At 64.1% G+C, this 19277-nt stretch carries 17 protein-coding genes; 8 read left to right on the forward strand and 9 right to left on the reverse strand.

Going from position 1 to position 19277, the window contains the following annotated elements; all coding sequences use genetic code 11:
- Positions 1-13 precede the first annotated feature (13 nt).
- The 3 genes from queD to ABEG21_RS01705 all read left to right on the forward strand — a co-directional run bounded on the left by queD (position 14) and on the right by ABEG21_RS01705 (position 1434).
- Positions 14-469, forward strand: coding sequence for a 6-carboxytetrahydropterin synthase QueD (queD, locus tag ABEG21_RS01695; RefSeq protein WP_347555563.1), 456 nt, complete (start codon positions 14-16; stop codon positions 467-469).
- Positions 470-652: 183 nt separating this feature from the next.
- Positions 653-940 (forward strand): hypothetical protein, encoded by a 288-nt coding sequence (locus ABEG21_RS01700; protein WP_347555564.1) that lies wholly within the window; start codon positions 653-655, stop codon positions 938-940.
- Positions 940-1434, forward strand: a complete 495-nt coding sequence (locus tag ABEG21_RS01705) for a DUF3005 domain-containing protein (RefSeq protein WP_347555565.1) — start codon at positions 940-942, stop codon at positions 1432-1434. The genes ABEG21_RS01700 and ABEG21_RS01705 overlap by 1 nt, the downstream gene beginning before the upstream one ends.
- A gap of 50 nt (positions 1435-1484) precedes the next feature.
- Here the strand turns inward: ABEG21_RS01705 and rodA are convergent, their stop codons facing one another.
- From rodA to ABEG21_RS01730, 5 genes are all read right to left on the reverse strand, one after another.
- Positions 1485-2633, reverse strand: coding sequence for a rod shape-determining protein RodA (gene rodA, locus ABEG21_RS01710; RefSeq protein WP_347555566.1), 1149 nt, complete (start codon positions 2631-2633; stop codon positions 1485-1487).
- A gap of 49 nt (positions 2634-2682) precedes the next feature.
- Complete coding sequence (gene mrdA / locus ABEG21_RS01715; RefSeq protein WP_347555567.1) at positions 2683-4854, reverse strand: penicillin-binding protein 2; 2172 nt, start codon at positions 4852-4854, stop codon at positions 2683-2685.
- A 12-nt stretch (positions 4855-4866) separates the two neighbouring features.
- The gene (mreD, locus tag ABEG21_RS01720; protein ID WP_347555568.1) at positions 4867-5379 is read right to left on the reverse strand and encodes a rod shape-determining protein MreD; all 513 of its coding nucleotides are present in this window, start codon (positions 5377-5379) and stop codon (positions 4867-4869) included.
- A complete protein-coding gene (mreC, locus tag ABEG21_RS01725; protein WP_347555569.1) occupies positions 5376-6512 on the reverse strand; it encodes a rod shape-determining protein MreC in 1137 nt (378 codons plus the stop codon). Before mreC ends, mreD begins: the two co-directional genes overlap by 4 nt.
- A 73-nt stretch (positions 6513-6585) precedes the next feature.
- Positions 6586-7629 (reverse strand): rod shape-determining protein, encoded by a 1044-nt coding sequence (locus ABEG21_RS01730; RefSeq protein WP_024903450.1) that lies wholly within the window; start codon positions 7627-7629, stop codon positions 6586-6588.
- A 606-nt stretch (positions 7630-8235) separates the two neighbouring features.
- Here ABEG21_RS01730 and gatC point away from each other — a divergent pair.
- From gatC to ABEG21_RS01750, 4 genes are all read left to right on the forward strand, one after another.
- On the forward strand, positions 8236-8535 hold the full coding sequence (gene gatC / locus ABEG21_RS01735; RefSeq protein WP_347555570.1) for an Asp-tRNA(Asn)/Glu-tRNA(Gln) amidotransferase subunit GatC: 300 nt from the start codon (positions 8236-8238) through the stop codon (positions 8533-8535).
- Between the two features lie 99 nt (positions 8536-8634).
- Positions 8635-10143, forward strand: a complete 1509-nt coding sequence (gatA, locus tag ABEG21_RS01740; RefSeq protein ID WP_347555571.1) for an Asp-tRNA(Asn)/Glu-tRNA(Gln) amidotransferase subunit GatA — start codon at positions 8635-8637, stop codon at positions 10141-10143.
- 4 nt (positions 10144-10147) lie between these two features.
- Entirely contained in the window at positions 10148-11635 is a 1488-nt protein-coding gene (gene gatB / locus ABEG21_RS01745; RefSeq protein ID WP_347555572.1) for an Asp-tRNA(Asn)/Glu-tRNA(Gln) amidotransferase subunit GatB, read from the forward strand.
- Positions 11636-11754: 119 nt separating this feature from the next.
- On the forward strand, positions 11755-12531 hold the full coding sequence (locus tag ABEG21_RS01750) for an exodeoxyribonuclease III (RefSeq protein ID WP_347555573.1): 777 nt from the start codon (positions 11755-11757) through the stop codon (positions 12529-12531).
- 102 nt (positions 12532-12633) lie between these two features.
- Here the strand turns inward: ABEG21_RS01750 and ABEG21_RS01755 are convergent, their stop codons facing one another.
- The 4 genes from ABEG21_RS01755 to ABEG21_RS01770 form a co-directional block, all read right to left on the reverse strand.
- A complete protein-coding gene (locus ABEG21_RS01755; protein ID WP_347555574.1) occupies positions 12634-14010 on the reverse strand; it encodes a M48 family metalloprotease in 1377 nt (458 codons plus the stop codon).
- Entirely contained in the window at positions 14007-15281 is a 1275-nt protein-coding gene (locus ABEG21_RS01760) for an AmpG family muropeptide MFS transporter (protein WP_347555575.1), read from the reverse strand. The genes ABEG21_RS01755 and ABEG21_RS01760 overlap by 4 nt, the downstream gene beginning before the upstream one ends.
- A gap of 12 nt (positions 15282-15293) precedes the next feature.
- Complete coding sequence (metW, locus tag ABEG21_RS01765) at positions 15294-15911, reverse strand: methionine biosynthesis protein MetW (protein WP_347556575.1); 618 nt, start codon at positions 15909-15911, stop codon at positions 15294-15296.
- 101 nt (positions 15912-16012) lie between these two features.
- Entirely contained in the window at positions 16013-17260 is a 1248-nt protein-coding gene (locus ABEG21_RS01770) for a homoserine O-acetyltransferase (protein WP_347555576.1), read from the reverse strand.
- 439 nt (positions 17261-17699) lie between these two features.
- Between ABEG21_RS01770 and ABEG21_RS01775 the strand changes: the two genes are divergently transcribed.
- The gene (locus ABEG21_RS01775) at positions 17700-19253 is read left to right on the forward strand and encodes a methyl-accepting chemotaxis protein (RefSeq protein WP_347555577.1); all 1554 of its coding nucleotides are present in this window, start codon (positions 17700-17702) and stop codon (positions 19251-19253) included.
- The last annotated feature ends 24 nt before the right edge of the window (positions 19254-19277 follow it).

Below are 19277 nucleotides of genomic sequence, written 5' to 3' on the forward strand. Positions count from 1 at the left end.
ACGGAAACAGATCGTGATACGAATTACACGCCGTCTGGAATTCGATGCCGGTCATCGCATTCCGGATCATCGCAGCCAGTGCCGCAACTTGCACGGGCACCGTTACGTCCTCGAATTGACGCTCCAAGGAGACGTGGTCGAGGAGGCCGGATCGCCCGAATGCGGGATGGTGATGGACTTTGCCGACGTCAAGTCGCTGGCAAACGAACATCTGGTCGACCGTTGGGACCACGCTTTCCTCGTCTATCAAGGCGACGAAGCGGTCATGCGCTTCCTCGAAACGCTGCCAGGGCATAAAACGGTGGTGATCGACCGGATTCCGACGGTGGAAAATCTGGCGCAGTGGGCGTACGAAACGCTCGCGCCCGTGTACGACGGCCACTACGGTCGCGCGCTGCGTCTGATCCGCGTGCGCCTCTATGAAACGCCAAACTGCTGGGCCGATGCCGGTCCGTCGCTCGAAGGCTAAACCGCTTTTCCGCGACATCGACGACGCAATACCGACAAAAAACCGGTTCCATTGCGTGTTTTCGGATCGCCGTCGCTGACGGGCCCGGATCCCGGCGATGGGGCGCCGCCGCGTTCGCGGCGATTCCATCGGTCTCGGGCATGCGCCGTGCTTGCTATCTTGTGCTAACCCAAGGAGGCAATCATGACCTACTCGACGACGCAATCGACGAAGCAGGCCGACGCTCGCAATACGACACCGTCTCTGCGCGCTACCAGCCATACCCCAGACCCGCACAAGCACGAGAACCCGGACCGCGACCGCTTGGATGCGGACCATCGTCTGGATAAGGACCTGGAAGAGACCTTCCCGGCCAGCGATGCCCCCTCGACGGGCGGAGTGACCAAGATCGGCAGTGGTGGCGAGGAGAAGGGCAAGCCACGTCACGATGAAGAGAAAACGGCGGGGAAAGGCTCGCCACGGAGCAGCTGATGCGCCCCGCCGAGCCCAATCCGTCGCGCGTGCCGGGGGCGCTCCCGGAGGATCTGACGCCGCGCGGCGTCGATGTGGATAACGATGTCGGCAGCGACAGCACCGTCGATACCGATGGCAAGGCCCGCGACGCGCGTCGCCAGGCTGAGGGCGCAGCGCCCGGCGCGGGCGGCGGCCTCGATCGATTGAACGACAACGAAGTGGTTTCGAATGCGACGTTGTCGAACGCGGTGGTGACGCCGCCGTCCGGGCTGGCGGGTATCGATAGCCGGCCATACGGTGCGCGCCCTCAAGTGCTGGCGGAGCCTGGCAGTCGCGTCGTGGATGTGGGGTTTGTCGAGCAGGCGGGCTTATACGAGACCGCCGGCGACGATTCCGATACCGATCCGGTCGAGAGCGATATCAAGCACAAGGAGCACACCCCCGCCAACCATACGCGGGTCGGGCATCACATCCGCATCGAGCCAGGTAAGGGGTCGGCTGGCGCCGACTGAGGCCGAGCGGCGGCGCGCCAGGATGCTTTGCCGGCACGCAGGGTGCCGTCTTAGCGCCGGATATTTTTCCGCTGGTTTGCCACGCTCATCACCATGCCGACGGCAATCCCCAGCGTGACCAATGCCGTCCCGCCGTAACTCATGAAGGGCAGCGGCACGCCGACCACTGGCAGGATGCCGCTGACCATGCCGATATTGACGAAGGCATAGGTAAAGAAGGTCAGCGACAAGGCGCCGGCGAGCAGACGCCCGAACATCGTTGCCCCACGCGAGGCGACGATCAAGCTGCGCACGATCAGCAGCGTGTACATCGTCAGCAGCAAGATGCCGCCCAGCAAGCCGAATTCTTCGGAATAGACGGCGAAGATGAAGTCGGTGTGCTTTTCCGGAATGAACTCCAGGTGCGCCTGCGTGCCCTTGAGCCAGCCCTCGCCACGGGGACCGCCGGAGCCGATGGCAATCACCGCCTGAATCGTATGGAAGCCCCGTCCGAGCGGATCGGAGGTAGGGTCCAGCAGCGTGCAGACGCGGTGCTTCTGATAGTCGTGCATCATCGGCCAGTTCACGCCCGGCTGGCAGATGCGCTCCTCGTTGACCAGCACGGCGCCGATGGCGATCACGCCCACCAGCATCACCGGCAGAATCAGCTTCCAGCTCAAGCCCGCGAAATAGATAACGAAAAGGCCGGCGGCGAACACCAGCATAGCCGTTCCCAGATCCGGCTGTTTCGCAATCAGCGCGACCGGCAACGCCAGCAAGATCAAGGCGACGCCATGATCCCACCAGCGGATTGCGCCTTCACGTAACTGGTAGTACCAGGCCAGCATCAGCGGCATGCCGATTTTCATCAATTCCGACGGCTGAATCACCACGCCGACATTGAGCCAGCGTCGCGCGCCTTTACGCGTCAGGCCGAACAAGGCGACGGCGACCAGCAGGGCGACGCCGAACGAATACAGCGGCACGGCGAAGCGCATCATCGTCTGCGGCGGCACGTGTGCGATCGCCCACATCAGGATGAAGGTCAGCAGGACGTTGCGCACCTGATCGGTGACGCGCGACGGCACGTCGATGCTGGCGCTGTACAAGGTCACCAGGCCGGTGCAGACGAGCAGGAAGACGAATAGCGCCAACGGCTTGTCGAAAGCCATCAGGGAACGCCAACCGCGTTCAAACCAGGCGCGGACTTCGGGGGACATGCGCGGAATCCTCACGGTGGGCAAGGCGCAAGCCTCGCCGTGACATTGCTCAGTCGGCAACGCCTTCGGGTTTCTGTTCCGCCGGCTTCGGCGGCGCCGGCGGCGGTTCGTTCGGTCGCTGGGCGGCGCCATGTTCGCCGGCTGCGGACGCGGCGGACAGCGCCGCGGCATCCGATGCCGCGTTAAGGTTGAACGCCGCCGACGTCGCCGCCAGCGATGCCGGCAAGGCGGCCGCGGCCGGCGATTCTTCCTGGCCGCCGATCACTGGCGTGGTCCCGCCGACCGTCGCGGAAGCCGCCGCGATCACCGCGGCCGCTTCGGCGCCCGGCTTGAAGCGATCAACCATATAGTAGTCCAGCACCTTGCGGGCAACCGGCCCGGCGGTTTGCGCGCCCCAGCCGCCGTTCTCGACGATCAGCGCAAGGGCGATCTGCGGATTTTTGGCTGGCGCATAGGCGACGAACAGCGCGTGGTCGCGCAGCCGTTCCGGGATCATATGCGCCTTGTACTTCGAATCCTGCGCCACGGTGAACACCTGCGCCGTGCCGGTCTTTGCCGCCGCGGTGTAGGGCGCGCCCTTGAACACGTCTTTGGCGGTGCCCTCTGTTACGACGCCTTCCAGCGCGCTCTTGACGATGTCGAAGTCCGATTGCGGCAGATCGATCTTGCCGCTCGATGTCGGGACCGTCAGCGTCACCTGGTGCGTGATCGGATCTTCGATCTCCTTGACCAGGTGTGGCTTCATCAGCACGCCGTTGTTCGCCAGCGTCGAGACGGCATGCGCGATCTGCAGGATCGTGTACGAGTTATAGCCCTGGCCGATGCCCAGACTCACCGTCTCGCCGTCATACCAGCGTTGCTGCGCCGGCTTTTTATAGGCCTTCATCTTCCAGTCGGTGGACGGCAGCACGCCGGTGGCCTCGCCCTGGATATCGATGCCGGTCTTCTGGCCGAAGCCCCACGGCCGCATGAAATTGGCGATCGCATTGACGCCAAGATCATGGGCCAGCATGAAGAAGTAGGTGTCGTTCGACACCACCAGCGCGCGGCGCAGATTCACCCAGCCCTGGCCCGTGATCACGTCGTTACGAAACTTATGGCCGCCCAGCATATAGAAGCCGGGATCCTGGAAGCCCCAGTCAGGCGTGCGCTTGTGCAGCGCGAGCGCCGCCAGCGCCATGAAGGGCTTGTATGTCGAGCCGGGCGGATAGGTCCCGCGCAAGGGGCGATCCAGCAGAGGATGGTCCGGCGAGTTGTTCAGCTCGTCCCAGTTTTGCTGGTCGATGCCGTCGACAAACAGATTCGGATCGAAACTGGGCGCGGACACGAAGGCCAGGATATCGCCGGTCTTCGGCTCGATCGCCACCAGCGCGCCGCGCCGTCCCGCGAAGGCCTGCTCGGCCACTTGCTGCAAGCCGATATCGAGCGACAACACGAGATTGTCGCCCGGCTTGGCCGGCGTGCGCGACAGCGTGCGCACCGGCCGGCCGCCGGCGGTCACCTCGACTTCCTCGAAGCCGGTGGTGCCATGCAGCTGCGTCTCGTAACTCTGTTCGACGCCGATCTTGCCGATATAGTCGGTGCCGCGATAGTTGTTCGCGTCCAGACGCGAATCGTAGTGATCGGGATCGCTGTCGTTTTCCTCGCTGCGCTGTTCGATCCGTTCCTGATCGCGTTGCGAGATCCGGCCGATATAACCGATCACGTGTGCCGCCGTGGGACCAAGCGGATATTGCCGGAATAGCCGCGCGCGCACTTCCACGCCGGGGAAGCGGTAGCGCTGGGCGACGAAGCGCGCGACGTCGTCGTCGCTGAGGCGCGACAGGATCGGCAGGCTCTCGAAATTCTTCGAGTCTTCCTGCAGCTTGCGGAAGCGTCGCCGCGCACGCGCATCGATCGGCTCGAATGCGGCGAGTTCGTCGATGACCTCGGGCAGCGGGCGGTCGAGTTTCGAGGCGGTGATTTCGAGCGTATAGGCGGAATAGTTGCGCGCCAGGATCACGCCGTTACGATCGGTGATGATGCCGCGATTCGGCACGATCGGCGCGACCGAGATCCGGTTCTCCCGCGCCTGCAGCGCGTAATGCGGATAGCGCATCACCTGCAGATAGAAGAAACGGCTGGCGAGCAGGCCGAAACAGATCAGCACGAAGGCCGCCGCGGCAAAGATGCGCAGGCGGAAACGTCGGGCTTCGGTTTCGGCGTTATGAAAGTCGGTCATCCCGCTATTCCGTCAGATCGGCCGGGTGTCGTCCGGATCGACCGCGCGCTTTTGCGGCGCGATCAACAGGATGCTCACGATCGGCCAGATCAGCGCGCCCACCAGGCCGTTGCTCAAATAGCCCCAGGCCGGGAGGTCGCCGGTCACCACCCAGCGGGCGATGAAGGGCAGCAACTCGACGCCCAGCAGCAGCGGCAGGATATAAATAGTCTGGGACCACAACGGATAAGCCAGAATCCGGCGATGCAGGATGATCGCGGTATAGGACATCACCGTGTAGGCCAGGGCATGCTCGCCGACCAGACCCGCGTCGTTGACATCCATCAGAATGCCGAGCAGGAAAGCCGAGCCGATCCCCACGCGGCGCGGCGCGCGGATGTTCCAGTACAGCAGCGTCAGCGCGAGGAAGTCGGGGACGCCCGGCAGGCGTCCCCAGGGCATCATGTTCAGGAACAGCGAGACCACCAGACTGACAACGATGAACCAGGGGCGGACCGGCTGCAGAATGTATTGCGGAGGATTCATCGTCTACGGTTCGTCTTGCCGGCGGCGGCCGTTTTTGCGGTGTCCTTCGATCCCGCTGCCGCCTCGGAGGCACCGACCGTGCTGGCCGGGCGCCCGGACGCGGCCAGCGCGGCGGCAGTCGCCTCCGCCGGCGTCATCGCCGCGGCGGCTTCCGATGCACCGCTCGCGGCGGTGGCGCCGGAGGCGCCGCTTGTCGCATCGGCTGCCGCTTTGACGTTGCCGGCGCCCTTGCCTTTCTTCGCGCCCTTCCCATTCTTCGCCTGCTCGGCCTTTTCCGCTTCCACCGGATTGGGCGGCAGCGCCTCGCGATAATGCAACACCAACAGCTGCCGCACGCCGCGGATCTTCGCAATCGGCGCCGCCATGACTTTCGCGAATGCCGAATCAGACTGCTTTTCCACGCGCACGATCCGCGCGACCGGCAAGCCCGGCGGATACAGTCCGTCGAGTCCGCTGGTGACCAGCTCGTCGCCCACCTTCACGTCGGCGCCCGAGGGTACGAAGCGCATATCGAGCAGGCCGGTGTCGGCGCTGCCATAGACCACGCTGCGCACACCGGTGCGAACGATCTGCACCGGCACGGCCTGGTCGCGGTCGGTCAGCAGCGTGACTTCCGATTGCAGCGGGAAGATCCGCGTGACCTGTCCCATCAAGCCGTCTTCGGTGATCACCGGCGCACCGTTCTCGACACCGGCCTGCAGGCCATGATCGATGATGACCTTCTGCGAGAACGGGTCTCGGGTGTCGTATTGGATTTCCGCCGGAATCGGCGCGATGGGCGCCCGCTGCGCTAATTGCAGCAGGCTGCGCAGATGCGAGTTTTCCACCTGCATTTCGGCCGCGCGCGACGCCGCCAGACCCAATTGCAGATTGCGCGCCTGCAGTTGCGAAACCTGGGCGCGCAAGGACTCATTTGACACGGCAAATGATAGCGCATCGGTCAGCATGTCGCGCGGCGCCAACGCGGCGCGTTGCAGCGGATACAAGGCGGTCGCGATGACTTGGCGGAACAGCGTCAGCGTGTGGAAGTGCGCATCGGTGACCAGCAGGCCGATGCACATCGCCACGCAGACGATGAGGCGAACCAGCGCGGAAGGGCCTTGCCTGAAGAGCGGCGGTGGACTGTGATCCATAAACGGCGTCCCGGCCTAGAAAAATGCGAAAGGGCTACGCTGCCGGGCGGGCAGCGCCGCGCCGCCGTGAGGCTTACTCGTAGGAGAAAATGCTGCGGACCTTGTCCACACGCTCGAGCGCCATGCCGGAGCCGCGCACCACGCAGGTCAGCGGATCTTCGGCAACCAGAACCGGCAGGCCGGTTTCCTCGGCAAGCAGACGGTCCAGATCGCGCAACAGGGCGCCGCCGCCGGTCAGCATCATGCCGCGTTCGGCGATGTCGGCACCCAGTTCCGGCGGTGTCTGTTCCAGCGCGATCTTCACTGACGAGACGATCTGGTTCAGCGGATCCGTCAGCGCTTCAAGGATTTCGTTGCTCGAGATCGTGAAGCTGCGCGGAATCCCTTCCGACAGATTACGCCCCTTGACTTCCATTTCCTTGACTTCGGAACCCGGGAAAGCCGAGCCGATTTCCTTCTTGATCGCTTCAGCGGTCTGTTCGCCGATCAACATGCCGTAGTTGCGACGGATGTAATTGACGATCGCCTCGTCGAACTTGTCGCCACCGACGCGAACCGAGCCCTTGTAGACGATGCCGCCCAGCGAGATCACGCCCACTTCGGTCGTGCCGCCGCCGATGTCGACGACCATCGAGCCGGTGGCTTCGGAGACCGGCAGACCGGCGCCGATCGCAGCGGCCATCGGTTCCTCGATCAGGTACACCTGCGAGGCGCCAGCGCCATGCGCGGCTTCCTTGATCGCACGACGCTCCACCTGCGTGGAGCCGCACGGAACGCAGACAATCATCGCCGGCGACGGTCGCAGCATCCGCGACTGATGTGCCATCTTGATGAACTGCTTGATCATCTGCTCCGTGACGGTGAAATCGGCGATGACGCCGTCTTTCATCGGGCGAATCGCCTCGATATTGCCCGGCACCTTGCCAAGCATTTGCTTGGCTTCCTTGCCGACCGCCTGGATCGTCTTCTTGCCATTCGGACCGCCTTCGGTGCGGATGGCGACGACGGACGGCTCATCGAGAACGATGCCTTTGCCGCGCATGTAAATCAGCGTATTGGCCGTACCCAGATCGATGGCGAGATCGTTGGAAAAGTAGCTGCGGAAAAAACCGAACATTCAGGATCCTGTCGCTTAGCGCCACGCGGCGGGCAGCCGGGGCAGCGAAAAAATAACAGCCAAGCACGCGGCCGCCCGGTTTCGAATGCCGAAACGACAAGGCGGCACGCAAATTTCCGCGCGCGAAGCTGCCTGGAGGAATTTGCTTTGGTCGGCCGCGGCGTTGGTCTTGGCTCAGGCATTGGCCTCAGCCAGGCCACCTCTGCCTCGATTACCATGCCGCATGCGTAGGCATGCCTAACTCAAAGGCCAAGCGGCCGGCAGCGCGACGGCGGACGATCAACCCAGATTGGGCTGAGGCGTAATGATACCTTATAATTCGCGGGTGCCTGCACCAAAAACGGTGTTACCAAACGTGACCGAAGACGTGTTCAGTCCTTTGTTTTAGCGCGGATTTTCGGCCGATCGTCCGAAAATCCGGTGCCGACCGGACAGCGTCGCCTGATGTCCCTTTCCGAGCGGCGTCGATGTCGGCTGGATGCAGTGCAGGTTTCGTGCCGATTCTCGCGGATTCGGCGCTTCCGCGCGATGGCTGCGCTACGCGGCATGCCGCGTTTTTGCGCCTTTTTCGCCCTTTTTCCGTGTTTTTGCAACCGCTCCTAGCGAATGTCCCTGACCCTGACCGATGTACAACGGATCGAGCACCTTGCGCGGCTCGAACTGGCTCCCGATGCGCGTGAGCGGATGGTGGCGCAGCTGAACGAATTCTTCGCCCTGGTCGAGCAGATGCAGGCGGTGGATACGACCGGCGTGGCACCGCTCGCGCACCCGATCGAAGCGATCCAGGACATCGCGCTGCGCCTGCGCGACGATGCCGCCAGCGAAACCATCGACCGCGAGGCGAATCAGCGCTCGGCGCCGAAGACCGAGGACGGGCTGTATCTGGTGCCCCGCGTGATCGAGTAAACGGTTCACGCGGCACAGGCCCCCGCCGGCCTTGTCCCGATGGCGGACAAAAGGCTGTTTGAGATCCGATCGAGCGAATTATTCGGGAAACTCCCTGAGATGCATGACAAAAGCCTGACCGAATTACGCGCCGCACTGGATGCGCGCGACACCTCCGCCGTGGAATTGGCGGAGCTTCATCTGACGCGTATCGAGGCGGCGGCGGCATTGAATGCCTTCATCAGCGTCGATCGCGAGGCAACGCTGGCGGCCGCACGCGCGGCCGATGCGCGTCTGGCGAATGGCGAGGGCAATTCGAGCGGCGCGGCGCTGCTGGGCATCCCGCTCGCGCACAAGGACGTGTTCGTGACGCGCGAATGGCCGTCGACGGCCGGTTCGCGAATGCTGGAAACGTACCGCAGCCCGTTCGATGCGACGGTCGTCGCGCGTTTGGCCGAGGCCGGCGCGGTCTGTCTGGGCAAGACGAATATGGACGAATTCGCGATGGGATCGTCGAACGAGAATTCGTTCTTCGGCCCGGCGCGCAATCCCTGGGACACGCAGACGGTGCCGGGCGGATCGTCCGGTGGCTCCGCGGTGGCGGTGGCGGCGCGTCTGGCGCCTGCGGCTACTGGGACGGACACGGGCGGCTCGATTCGCCAACCGGCGGCCTTGACCGGCATCACCGGCATCAAGCCGACCTACGGCCGCGTGTCGCGTTACGGCATGATCGCGTTCGCGTCGTCGCTGGATCAGGCGGGTCCGATGGCACGCTCGGCGGAAGACTGCGCTCTGCTGCTGAACGTCATGGCCGGCGCCGATCCGCGTGACGCGACCAGTCTCGAGCGCGATGCCGAGGACTTCACCGCCCATCTCGGCAAGCCGTGGAACGCATCGGCAAGTGCGTCGGATGCGGCGCGCGGCGCGCCGCTTGCCGGTTTGCGGATTGGCCTGCCGACCGAATACTTCGGTGACGGCCTGCATGCGGACGTGCGCCAGGCGATCGACGCTGCGCTGGACGAGTACAAGAAGCTCGGCGCCACGCTGGTCGAGGTGTCGCTGCCGAAGACGCAGTTGTCGATTCCGGTCTATTACGTGCTGGCGCCGGCCGAGGCCTCGTCGAACCTGTCGCGTTTCGACGGCGTGCGTTACGGGCATCGCGCGGCCACGTACAAGGACCTCGCCGACATGTACAAAAAGTCGCGTACCGAAGGGTTCGGCGACGAAGTGCAGCGTCGTATTTTGACGGGCGCCTATGTGCTGTCGCATGGCTATTACGATGCTTACTATCTGCAGGCGCAGAAGATTCGCCGCATCATCGCGCAGGACTTCCAGCAGGCCTTCACGCAATGCGATGTGATCATGGGGCCGGTATCGCCCAGCGTCGCCTGGAAGCTGGGCGAGAAGACCGACGATCCCTTGGCGATGTATCTGGCGGACGTCTACACCTTGTCGACGAGCCTGGCGGGCTTGCCGGGCATGAGCGTGCCGGCCGGTTTCGGTGCGGGCGGTCTGCCGGTGGGGCTGCAGATCATCGGAAACTATTTTGACGAAGCGCGGATGCTCCAGGTGGCGCACGCGTTCCAGCGCGCCACCGATTGGCATCTGCGCGCGCCGGCGGGAGTATAAGAACATGGCCCATCAAAAACATCCGGGCTGGGAAGTCGTCATCGGCTTGGAAACCCACGCGCAGTTGTCGACTGCGTCGAAGATCTTCTCCGGCGCGCCGACGTCGTTCGGCGCCGCGCCGAACACGCAGGCCGCGCCGGTGGACCTCGCCTTGCCCGGCACCTTGCCGGTGCCGAACCGCGGCGCTGTCGAGCGCGCCATCCGCTTCGGTCTGGCGATTGGTGCCACCGTGTCGCCGCGCAGCATTTTCGCGCGAAAGAACTACTTCTATCCGGACTTGCCGAAGGGCTATCAGATCAGCCAGTTCGAGATTCCGGTGGTGGTGGGCGGGAGCCTGACGGTGCTGGTGCCGGGCGCGGCGAAGGACGCCGCCCCGTACGAGAAGACGGTCGAGCTGACCCGCGCGCATCTGGAAGAAGACGCGGGCAAGAGCCTGCATGAAGACTTTGCCGGGATGACCGGTATCGATCTGAACCGTGCCGGCACGCCGCTGCTGGAAATCGTCACCGAGCCGGTGATGCGGAGTTCGGCCGAGGCGGTCGCCTACGCCAAGGCGCTGCACACGCTGGTGGTCTGGCTGGGCGTCTGCGACGGCAATATGCAGGAAGGCTCGTTCCGCTGCGATGCAAACGTGTCCGTGCGTCCCGTTGGGCAAAAGGAATTCGGCACCCGTGCCGAGATCAAGAACCTGAATTCGTTCCGCTTCCTGGAAGAGGCGATCGAATACGAAATCACGCGCCAGGTCGAGCTGATCGAGGACGGCGGTACCGTCGTGCAGGAAACGCGCCTCTACGATCCGGATCGTCGCGAGACGCGGTCGATGCGCAGCAAGGAAGACGCGCAGGATTATCGCTACTTCCCGGATCCGGATCTGATGCCGCTGGTCATCGAGTCGGCCTGGGTCGAGCGCGTGCGTGGCGAGTTGCCGGAGTTGCCGGAAGCGATGCAGACGCGCTTCATCACGCAGTACGGCCTGTCGAAGCAAGACGCGATCACACTGACCGTGTCGCGCGCATTGGCCGCCTACTATGAGGCGATCGTCGCAAAGGCCGGCGAGGCACAGGCCAAAACCGCGGCGAACTGGGTCGTCGGTGAGTTGGCGTCGCAACTGAATCGCGACGGCCTGGATGTGGCGCAGGCGCCGCTGACGCCGGGGCAGTTCGCGCTGCTGATCGCGCGGATTGCCGACGGTACGTTGTCGAACAAGCTAGCGAAGGAAGTCTTCCTGTTGATGTGGGAGTCGCGCGCAACCGACGAACAGGCGGCGGATCGCATCATCGACGAGAAAGGCCTGAAGCAGATTTCCGATACCGGCGCCTTGGACGCGATCATCGACGAGGTACTCGCGGCCAATGCGAAGTCGGTCGAAGAGTTCCGCGCTGGCAAGGAAAAGGCGTTCAATGCCTTGGTCGGTCAGGCGATGAAGGCGACCAAGGGCAAGGCGAACCCGGCGCAGGTCAACGATCTGCTGCGCAAGAAGCTGCAAGGCTGAGCGCATGCTGGCGCCGTCAATTGCGTCTAAAGCAGGGGCATTGACGGCGGCGGTTGCGCGGTGCGGTCCGGCGCGTGTAGAGCGGTTCAACGGAAAGTGACAATCAAAGGCGGCGCACGATGCGGGTGATTTCGGCGAACCTGAACGGAGTACGTTCGGCGGCGAAGAAAGGTTTCTTCGAATGGATGGGCAAGCAGGACGCGGACATCGTCTGCGTGCAGGAATTGAAGTGCGCGCAGGACGACATGACGCCGGAACTGCTGGCGCCGCACGACTACACCGGCTATTTCCAGCATGCGGTGAAGAAGGGCTATAGCGGCGCGGGGCTGTACACGCGACACAAGCCCGACGAATTCATCATCGGCTTCGGCAGCGAGGAATTCGATGCGGAAGGGCGCTATGTCGAGGTGCGTTACGGCAAGCTGTCGGTGATCTCGGTGTATGTGCCGTCGGGCTCGAGTTCCGAGGAGCGGCAGCAGGCGAAATTCCGCTTCATGGACGTGTTCATGCCGCATCTGGCGGCGCTGAAGGCCGAAGGGCGCGAGGTGATCTTGTGCGGCGACGTGAACATCGCGCACAAGGAAATCGACATCAAGAACTGGAAGGGCAATCTGAAGAATTCCGGATTCCTGCCCGAGGAACGTGCCTGGCTGACCACCTTGTTCGACGAGGTCGGCTATGTCGATGTCTTCCGTACGCTGGATGACCGGCCGGAACAATACACCTGGTGGAGTCAGCGCGGACAGGCCTACGCGAAGAACGTCGGCTGGCGTATCGATTATCACTTGACGACGCCGGGCGTGGCCGCCACGGCAAAGCGCGTCGAGGTGTTCAAGGACATCAAGTTCAGCGACCACGCGCCGCTGACGATCGATTACGACTACGCCCTTAAATAAGCCGGCGATACGCGCTGCACGGCGAGCCGTACGCGGCGCGATCTGCTGCGTGCGTCGGGCGCCGCATCGGGCCATGGAGGCGGCCCGGGACGCCCGGCCCGCTTATTTGAACAGTTCGGCGAGTCGGTGCGGCAGGCTGGACAGGAAAGACAGCGGCGTCGTGTGTTCCGGCTCCTTCTTGCGCACTTCGCGCTGCGGCGCAGTCGATTCCGCATCGTCGTCCCGCGCGCGCTGCAGACGCGGGGGGTTCCAGCGACCGGGTTTGTACGGCGGCAGATCGTCGACCGTCAGGTCGAGCGATCGCGCGTACAGCGGCAACATGTCTTTTTGCCGTTTCTTCAAATCGGCAAGACGCTTCTCGCTGATTGGATGTTCGAGCACGAAGGGCAGCGTCGGCTTCCAGCGTGCCATCGTATCGACCTTTTCCCACAGCGATAGTCCGGCGCGCGGATCGAATCCGGCCCGCGACGCCATATCGGCGCCGATGACATCGGCTTCCGTTTCATCGGCGGCCTCGTAGCGCAGATTCAGCAGCGCCGAGACGACGTTCAGGTTCGTGCCGGCCAAGGCCAGGCCATTGACCGGCGCCGCGCCCGGCGCTCCCACGATCGGCGTACCCGGTACGGCGCGTCGCGCGCTGTCGGTGGCCGATGCGGAAGCGTTTCGATTGGCGCCGGTCCCGACCGTGCTCGGTCGGGTGTCCGCTTGCGCGAGTCCCTGCGACCCGAGCAAGGACGACGATGCTGCCGGCGGCTCCGCGCCATCCGCGGCCACGGCCACGCCGTTGCCGGCCGCGCCGCCCTCGTTCCTGCCGATCTGCTCACCGATTTTCGAGCGCGCGTGTTCGCGCAGCGCATGCGCGATCAAATGGGCGATCAGCAGCGCCGTTTCATTCTCGTTTAATCCGAGGCGATCAATCAGTCCATCGTTGATCAGCACCTTGCCGCCCGGCAGACAGACGGCATCAAGGTCCGGCGAGTGGATGACGCTGAGCTCCCACTTCCACCCCTTCGCCCGATCGTTCCACTTCATCGCGAACGGTTCCAGCTTGGCCAGAATCGCACGCGCCTGCACGACCTTGGGGTCGTCGTCCGGGAGCCATTGGCCCTGTTGCGCGGCGATGGCCAGCGCATGTTCGTAGGCCAGCTCCCCCTGGATTTCCAGCCAATCGGACGGCACCATGGCGCGGAACGTCAAAGGGCCGCCGGCCGAACCGGCGATCGGACCGGCTGGACTCGATACCGCCCCGACATCCAACGCACTCGACCCCGGCACCGGCGCGGCCGGATCTCCGGCCGAAAGCGTCCCCTCCTGCGCCGCCGACGCTTCGAGCGGATTGATCCGCACGGCGTCTTTACCGGCGCCCATCGGCGCGCTCGCGCCGGCATGACCGGCGATGAACGTCAGCGTAAGCGAGAGGGCAGACACCGCCGAGACGGCAACTAGCGCGGCCAGGCGGGTCCTTTCGTGAGGCGTCATCGTGTTCGCGTGTTCCAGGGCGCTACTTTCAGTAACAACGCCATGCCGGGAAGGGCCAGCACGGCGCATAACAGATAAAAATCAAACCATCCCAATCGGTCGACAATCCAGCCGGTTCCCGCATTGATAAAAACCCGCGGGACCGATGCCAGACTGGTGAACAGGGCAAACTGCGTGGCCGTGTAGCGGGGATCGGTCGTCGTCGCGATAAATGCGGTGAACGCCGCCGTTCCCAAGCCTGCGCCAAACGATTCGGCCGCGATCGCCCAGCCGAGATCGAACGTCGTCGCATCCGCGCCACGTGATGCCAGCCAGGCGAAAGTCAGCGTCGAGGCGATCTGCGCGATGCCGAAGACCCATAGTCCGCGCGCGATCCCCAGACGCACCAACCATATCCCTCCAAGGATACCTCCGGCGACGCTTGCCCACAGGCTGCTGACCTTGGCCACCAGTCCGATCTGGGTCTTTGTAAAACCCAGATCCAGATAGAACGGCGTCGCCAGCGCAGTCGTCATACTGTCGCCGAGTTTATACAGGAAGATGAAGGCAAGAATTAAGATCGCATATCGCCAGCCGCTGCGGGCGACAAATTCCCGGAACGGCAGCACCACCGCATCGCTGAGCGAGCGCGGCGCCGGGCCGCTCACCGTCGCCGCGGGCGCGAAGAGCGACAGGATGATGCCGGGCAGCATGAAGGCGGCGGTGATCGCGAAAACCGAGGACCACGGCAGATGATCGGCGAGCACCAGGGAAAGCGACCCCGGAATCAGCGCCGCGATCTTGTAGGCATTGACGTGAATCGCCGTGCCGAGCCCCTGTTGCGCATCGGAAAGCAATTCGCGGCGGTAGGCGTCGATCGAAATATCGGCGCTGGCGCTGAAGAAGGCGAGGGCGAAGGCGAGCGTGGCCACGCTGCCCAAGGACAACTGCGGTTGCAGGAACCCCATTGCCGCGATGCCCAGTGCCACCATGATTTGGGCGATGAACATCCAGCCGCGTCGTCGGCCCGGCCGCCAGCGCCCCAAGGCGGGCGAAAAACGGTCCAGCAACGGTGCCCAGAGAAATTTCCAGGTGTAGGGGATGCCGATCAGCGCGAATAGCCCGATCTGCTTCAGATCCACGCCCGAGGTGCGCAACCACGCTTGCACCAAGGTGATCAGCACATACAGCGGCAGACCCGACGAGAAGCCGAGGAACGCGCAGACCAGCATCCGCGTGTTCAGATAAACGCGCCAGCCTCCCGCAGCCGGCTCCTCCGTTGGTGTGTGCATCAGTCAGTCTTGTCAGCGCTTTTCAACCCGATAAACCGCAAGACTACCACGCCAGTTTGCACCCCAACGGATCGGCTGGCCCTCGCGCAGCACCACACGTTCGCGAATGCGTATGCCAACGTCGGGTGCCAGCGCTTCGAAGTCGGCGATGGTCAGCACACGGACGTTCGGCGTGTTGTGCCATTGATAAGGCAGGGACGTGGAAACCGGCATGCGGCCGCGCAACACCGATAGCCGATGCGGCCAATAGCCGAAGTTCGGGAAGGAGACGATCGCCTGCTTGGCCACGCGCACCGTCTCGCGCAGAATCGCCGTCGTTTCGTGGATCGTCTGCAAGGTTTGCGACAGGACAGCGAAATCGAAGCTGCGGTCGTCGAACAGTTTCAGGCCGTCTTCCAGGTTCTGCTGGATGACGTTCACGCCTTTCTGCGCACAGGACAGGACGCCGGCATCGTCGATCTCGATGCCATAGCCTTGCACGTCCAGTTCGTCCGACAGCAGCGCGAGCAGCGCACCGTCGCCGCAGCCCAGGTCGAGGACGCTGGCGCCGGGCTCGACCCACCGTGCAATGGCGCGGAAATCCTCGCGGCCCGACAGGTGGTCGGCCAGCGACGCCGACTGCGCATGCAGCACGGCCGGCTGACGCGGTGCGCGGGTGGCGGCAACCGACGCCTGCGCGGGCTCGGCGGATTCGACGGCGTGTGGCGTGCGGCTATCGGGGAAAGCGGTGCTCATGCCTGGATCTCCTCGGCGATCCGGCCGAAGCGTGCGCGAATCAGATTGTGGTAACGGGCGTCGCTTAGCAGGAAGGCATCGTGCCCGTGCGGTGCGTCGATTTCGGCATAGCTGACGTCCCGCTTCAACTTCAGCAGCGCACGCACGAGCTCACGCGAGCGGGCCGGCGCAAAACGCCAGTCCGTCGTGAAGGAGGCGATCAGGAACTTCGCGCAGGTTTTCTCCAGCGCCGCGGTCAGATCGCCGCCATACGCCTTGGCCGGATCGAAATAATCGAGCGCGCGCGTGATCAGCAGATAGGTGTTGGCGTCGAAATATTCGGCGAATTTATTGCCTTGATAGCGCAGATAGGATTCCACCTCGAATTCGACATCGAAGCTATAGCGATAGGCGGCCGTCGAGGCCGCTACCGTGGCCGCGATGGCGGCAGCGCTCTCTTCGCTGGCGGCGGCCGGATCGATTTCCGCCGCCGCCGCGGCAACGGCCGCCAGCGGCGATTGGCCCTGGTCTTCGGCCCGACGCAAGGCGCGGCCGAACTTGCTGGCCATGTCGTCGTCGGACAAATAGGTGATGTGGCCGATCATCCGTGCGACGCGTAGGCCGCCGCGCGGTTTGACGTCGTGGGCGTAGTAATGGCCGCCGTGGAAATCCGGGTCGGAGCGGATCGCCGAGCGTGCGACCTCGTTGAACGCGATGTTCTGAGCCGATAACTTCGGCGTCGACGCGATGACGATGCAGTGGCCGAGCCGATCGGGATAGAGCAGGCTCCATGCAAGTGCCTGCATGCCGCCCAAGCTGCCGCCCATTACCGCGGCAAAGCGCGCGATGCCGTAGTGGTCGGCGACGCGCGCCTGAGTGCGGACCCAGTCCTCGACGGTCACCAGCGGGAAACGGCCGCCGTAGGGGGCGCCAGTCTCCGGGTCCGGACTCATCGGCCCGGTCGAGCCGAAACAGGATCCCAGATTATTGACGCCGATGACGAAGAAGCGGTCCGTGTCGAGCGGCTTGCCGGGCCCGATCATATTGTCCCACCAGCCCACTTCCTGCGTGTCCGCATGGATGCCGGCGACATGATGCGAGGCATTGAGCGCGTGACAGATCAGCACCGCATTCGACCGGTCGGCATTCAACGTGCCGTAGGTTTCGACCATCAGGTCGTAGGCGGGGAGCGTTTGCCCACTGTCGAGGGCGAGCGGTTGGTCGAAGTGCAACGTGACCGGTGTAACGAAGCCGAGCGATTTCATGAATCCACCAAGGGTGGCGAAACGGTCGGCATGAGCGCGTCATCGGAAGCATGGTGGGAGGGGCAACCTTCCTCGCCGAGCACCGAGACAACTTACGCTGACGACCGCTTTAGCCGGATTTATAGTGAACCCGCGCCGGATTGTCTCTCAGGGAGGGTGCGCCGGCTTCGCGAGGACGCTCGCAAAACCAGACGGCACCCGCGTCAGGGACATTCCGGCACAGGCTCGCGCGCCCGCAATCGAGTCAGCAAATCGGCGCGTCAGAAAGGACGCCAGTATAGCACCGGCGTTCACGGAAGGCGCGCTTCGTGGCGCGCGAATCGCGGCGAGCCGCGACGTACTGTCGCAAATAAAACAGGCGGGGCCCTTCAGCACGCTCCCGGCGGGGCCGTTATCCAAGGAGACATCAGTCATTGCCCTGTAACCGGACCCCCGCCTCATGCGCTCGCTCTCCATTCGGACCCGTCTCATCGCGACCATCGCGTTTCTGGTGCTGCTGATTGCCATACTTGGCCTACTCGGGCAATACGGCATGGGGCGCGCCGTCGACAGCCTGAATCAGATCTACACGAATCGCATGGCCGGTACGCAGGCCCTCAGTCTGGCAGAAGCCAACACGCTGCAAATTCGGACCACGCTCGACCGAGCCGCGATGACGCTCGGCGCCAAGCCGGACGACAAGCAGGCCGTGGAGGCCGTGGTGACCCGCGCCAGCGAATTCCAAAACAATACGACCGCCGCGTGGGCCAAATACACGGCGCTTCCCAGCAACGCCGACGAGAAGCAACTGGCGGATGCCGTTGCCAGTAACCGTGACATCTTGTTCGCGAAGATCGATGCGTGGCGCAGCCTGATCCGCGCCGGGGGCAGTCCGGTCGATGTTCTCGCCGCCGCCAGCGTCGTGGGCGACGCCTACAGCCCATATCGTCAGGCCAACGACAAATTGAAGGCCTATCAGTCGTCGGAGTCGGCGCGTCTGTACGACGAGGCGTCGCAGCGTTACACGACGTTCCGCGCGCTTATCTATATCGGCATTCTGGTGGCGATCGTGGCGGGTTTGATCACCGTGCGCAATCTGCTGTCGGCGATCATGCGGCCGCTCGGCTCGGCGATCCAGCATTTCTCTGAAGTGGCGCAGGGCGATCTGCGCCGGCCGGTGGACGTCAGCTCGGACGACGAAATGGGCCGGCTGCTGCGCGCATTGGCCGATATGAAGCAGATGCTGGCGGGCACGGTGGCCACGGTCCGGCGGTCGGCGGAAGGGATTGCCAGCGCCGCCACGGAAATTGCCGCGGGCAATCTGGATCTGTCGTCGCGTACTGAACAGCAGGCCGCCGCGCTCGAACAAACGGCGGCGAGCATGGCCGAGCTGACCGAGACGGTGAAGCAGAACGCGGAGAATGCGTCGGCGGCGAACGCCCTGGCGGCCACGGCACGTGGCAACTCGACGGAGGGGAGTCAGATCGTCGGCCAGGTCACCAGCACGATGCAGGACATCGACGGCAGCGCGAGCAAGGTCGCCGACATCATCGCCATCATCGAAGGCATTGCGTTTCAGACGAATATCCTGGCCTTGAACGCGGCGGTCGAAGCGGCTCGGGCAGGCGAGGAGGGGCGTGGCTTCGCGGTGGTGGCGGGCGAGGTGCGGACCTTGGCGCAACGGTCGTCGAGCGCCGCGAAGGAAATCAAAACCTTGATCGACGCGTCGGTGCAAAAGACCCAGGTCGGCAGTCGCCTCGTGGGGGACGCCAGCGCCAAGATGGGCGAGATCGCGGAGAGCATCTCCCGCGTCACCCATATCATGGAAGAAATCGCGACGGCGTCGCAGGAGCAGAGCAAGGGCATCGATCAGGTCGCCCAGGCCGTGACGCAAATGGACGAAGTCACGCAGCAGAACGCGGCGCTCGTCGAGGAAGCGTCCGCCGCCACGCAATCGATGGAATCGCAGGCGCGCGTGCTGCGTGAGGCCGTGGATATCTTCAAACTGCCGTGATCGTCACGCAGGCATCCGCGCCCG

Origin of the sequence: Robbsia sp. KACC 23696, from assembly GCF_039852015.1 — a bacterium.
GTDB lineage: Bacteria > Pseudomonadota > Gammaproteobacteria > Burkholderiales > Burkholderiaceae > Robbsia.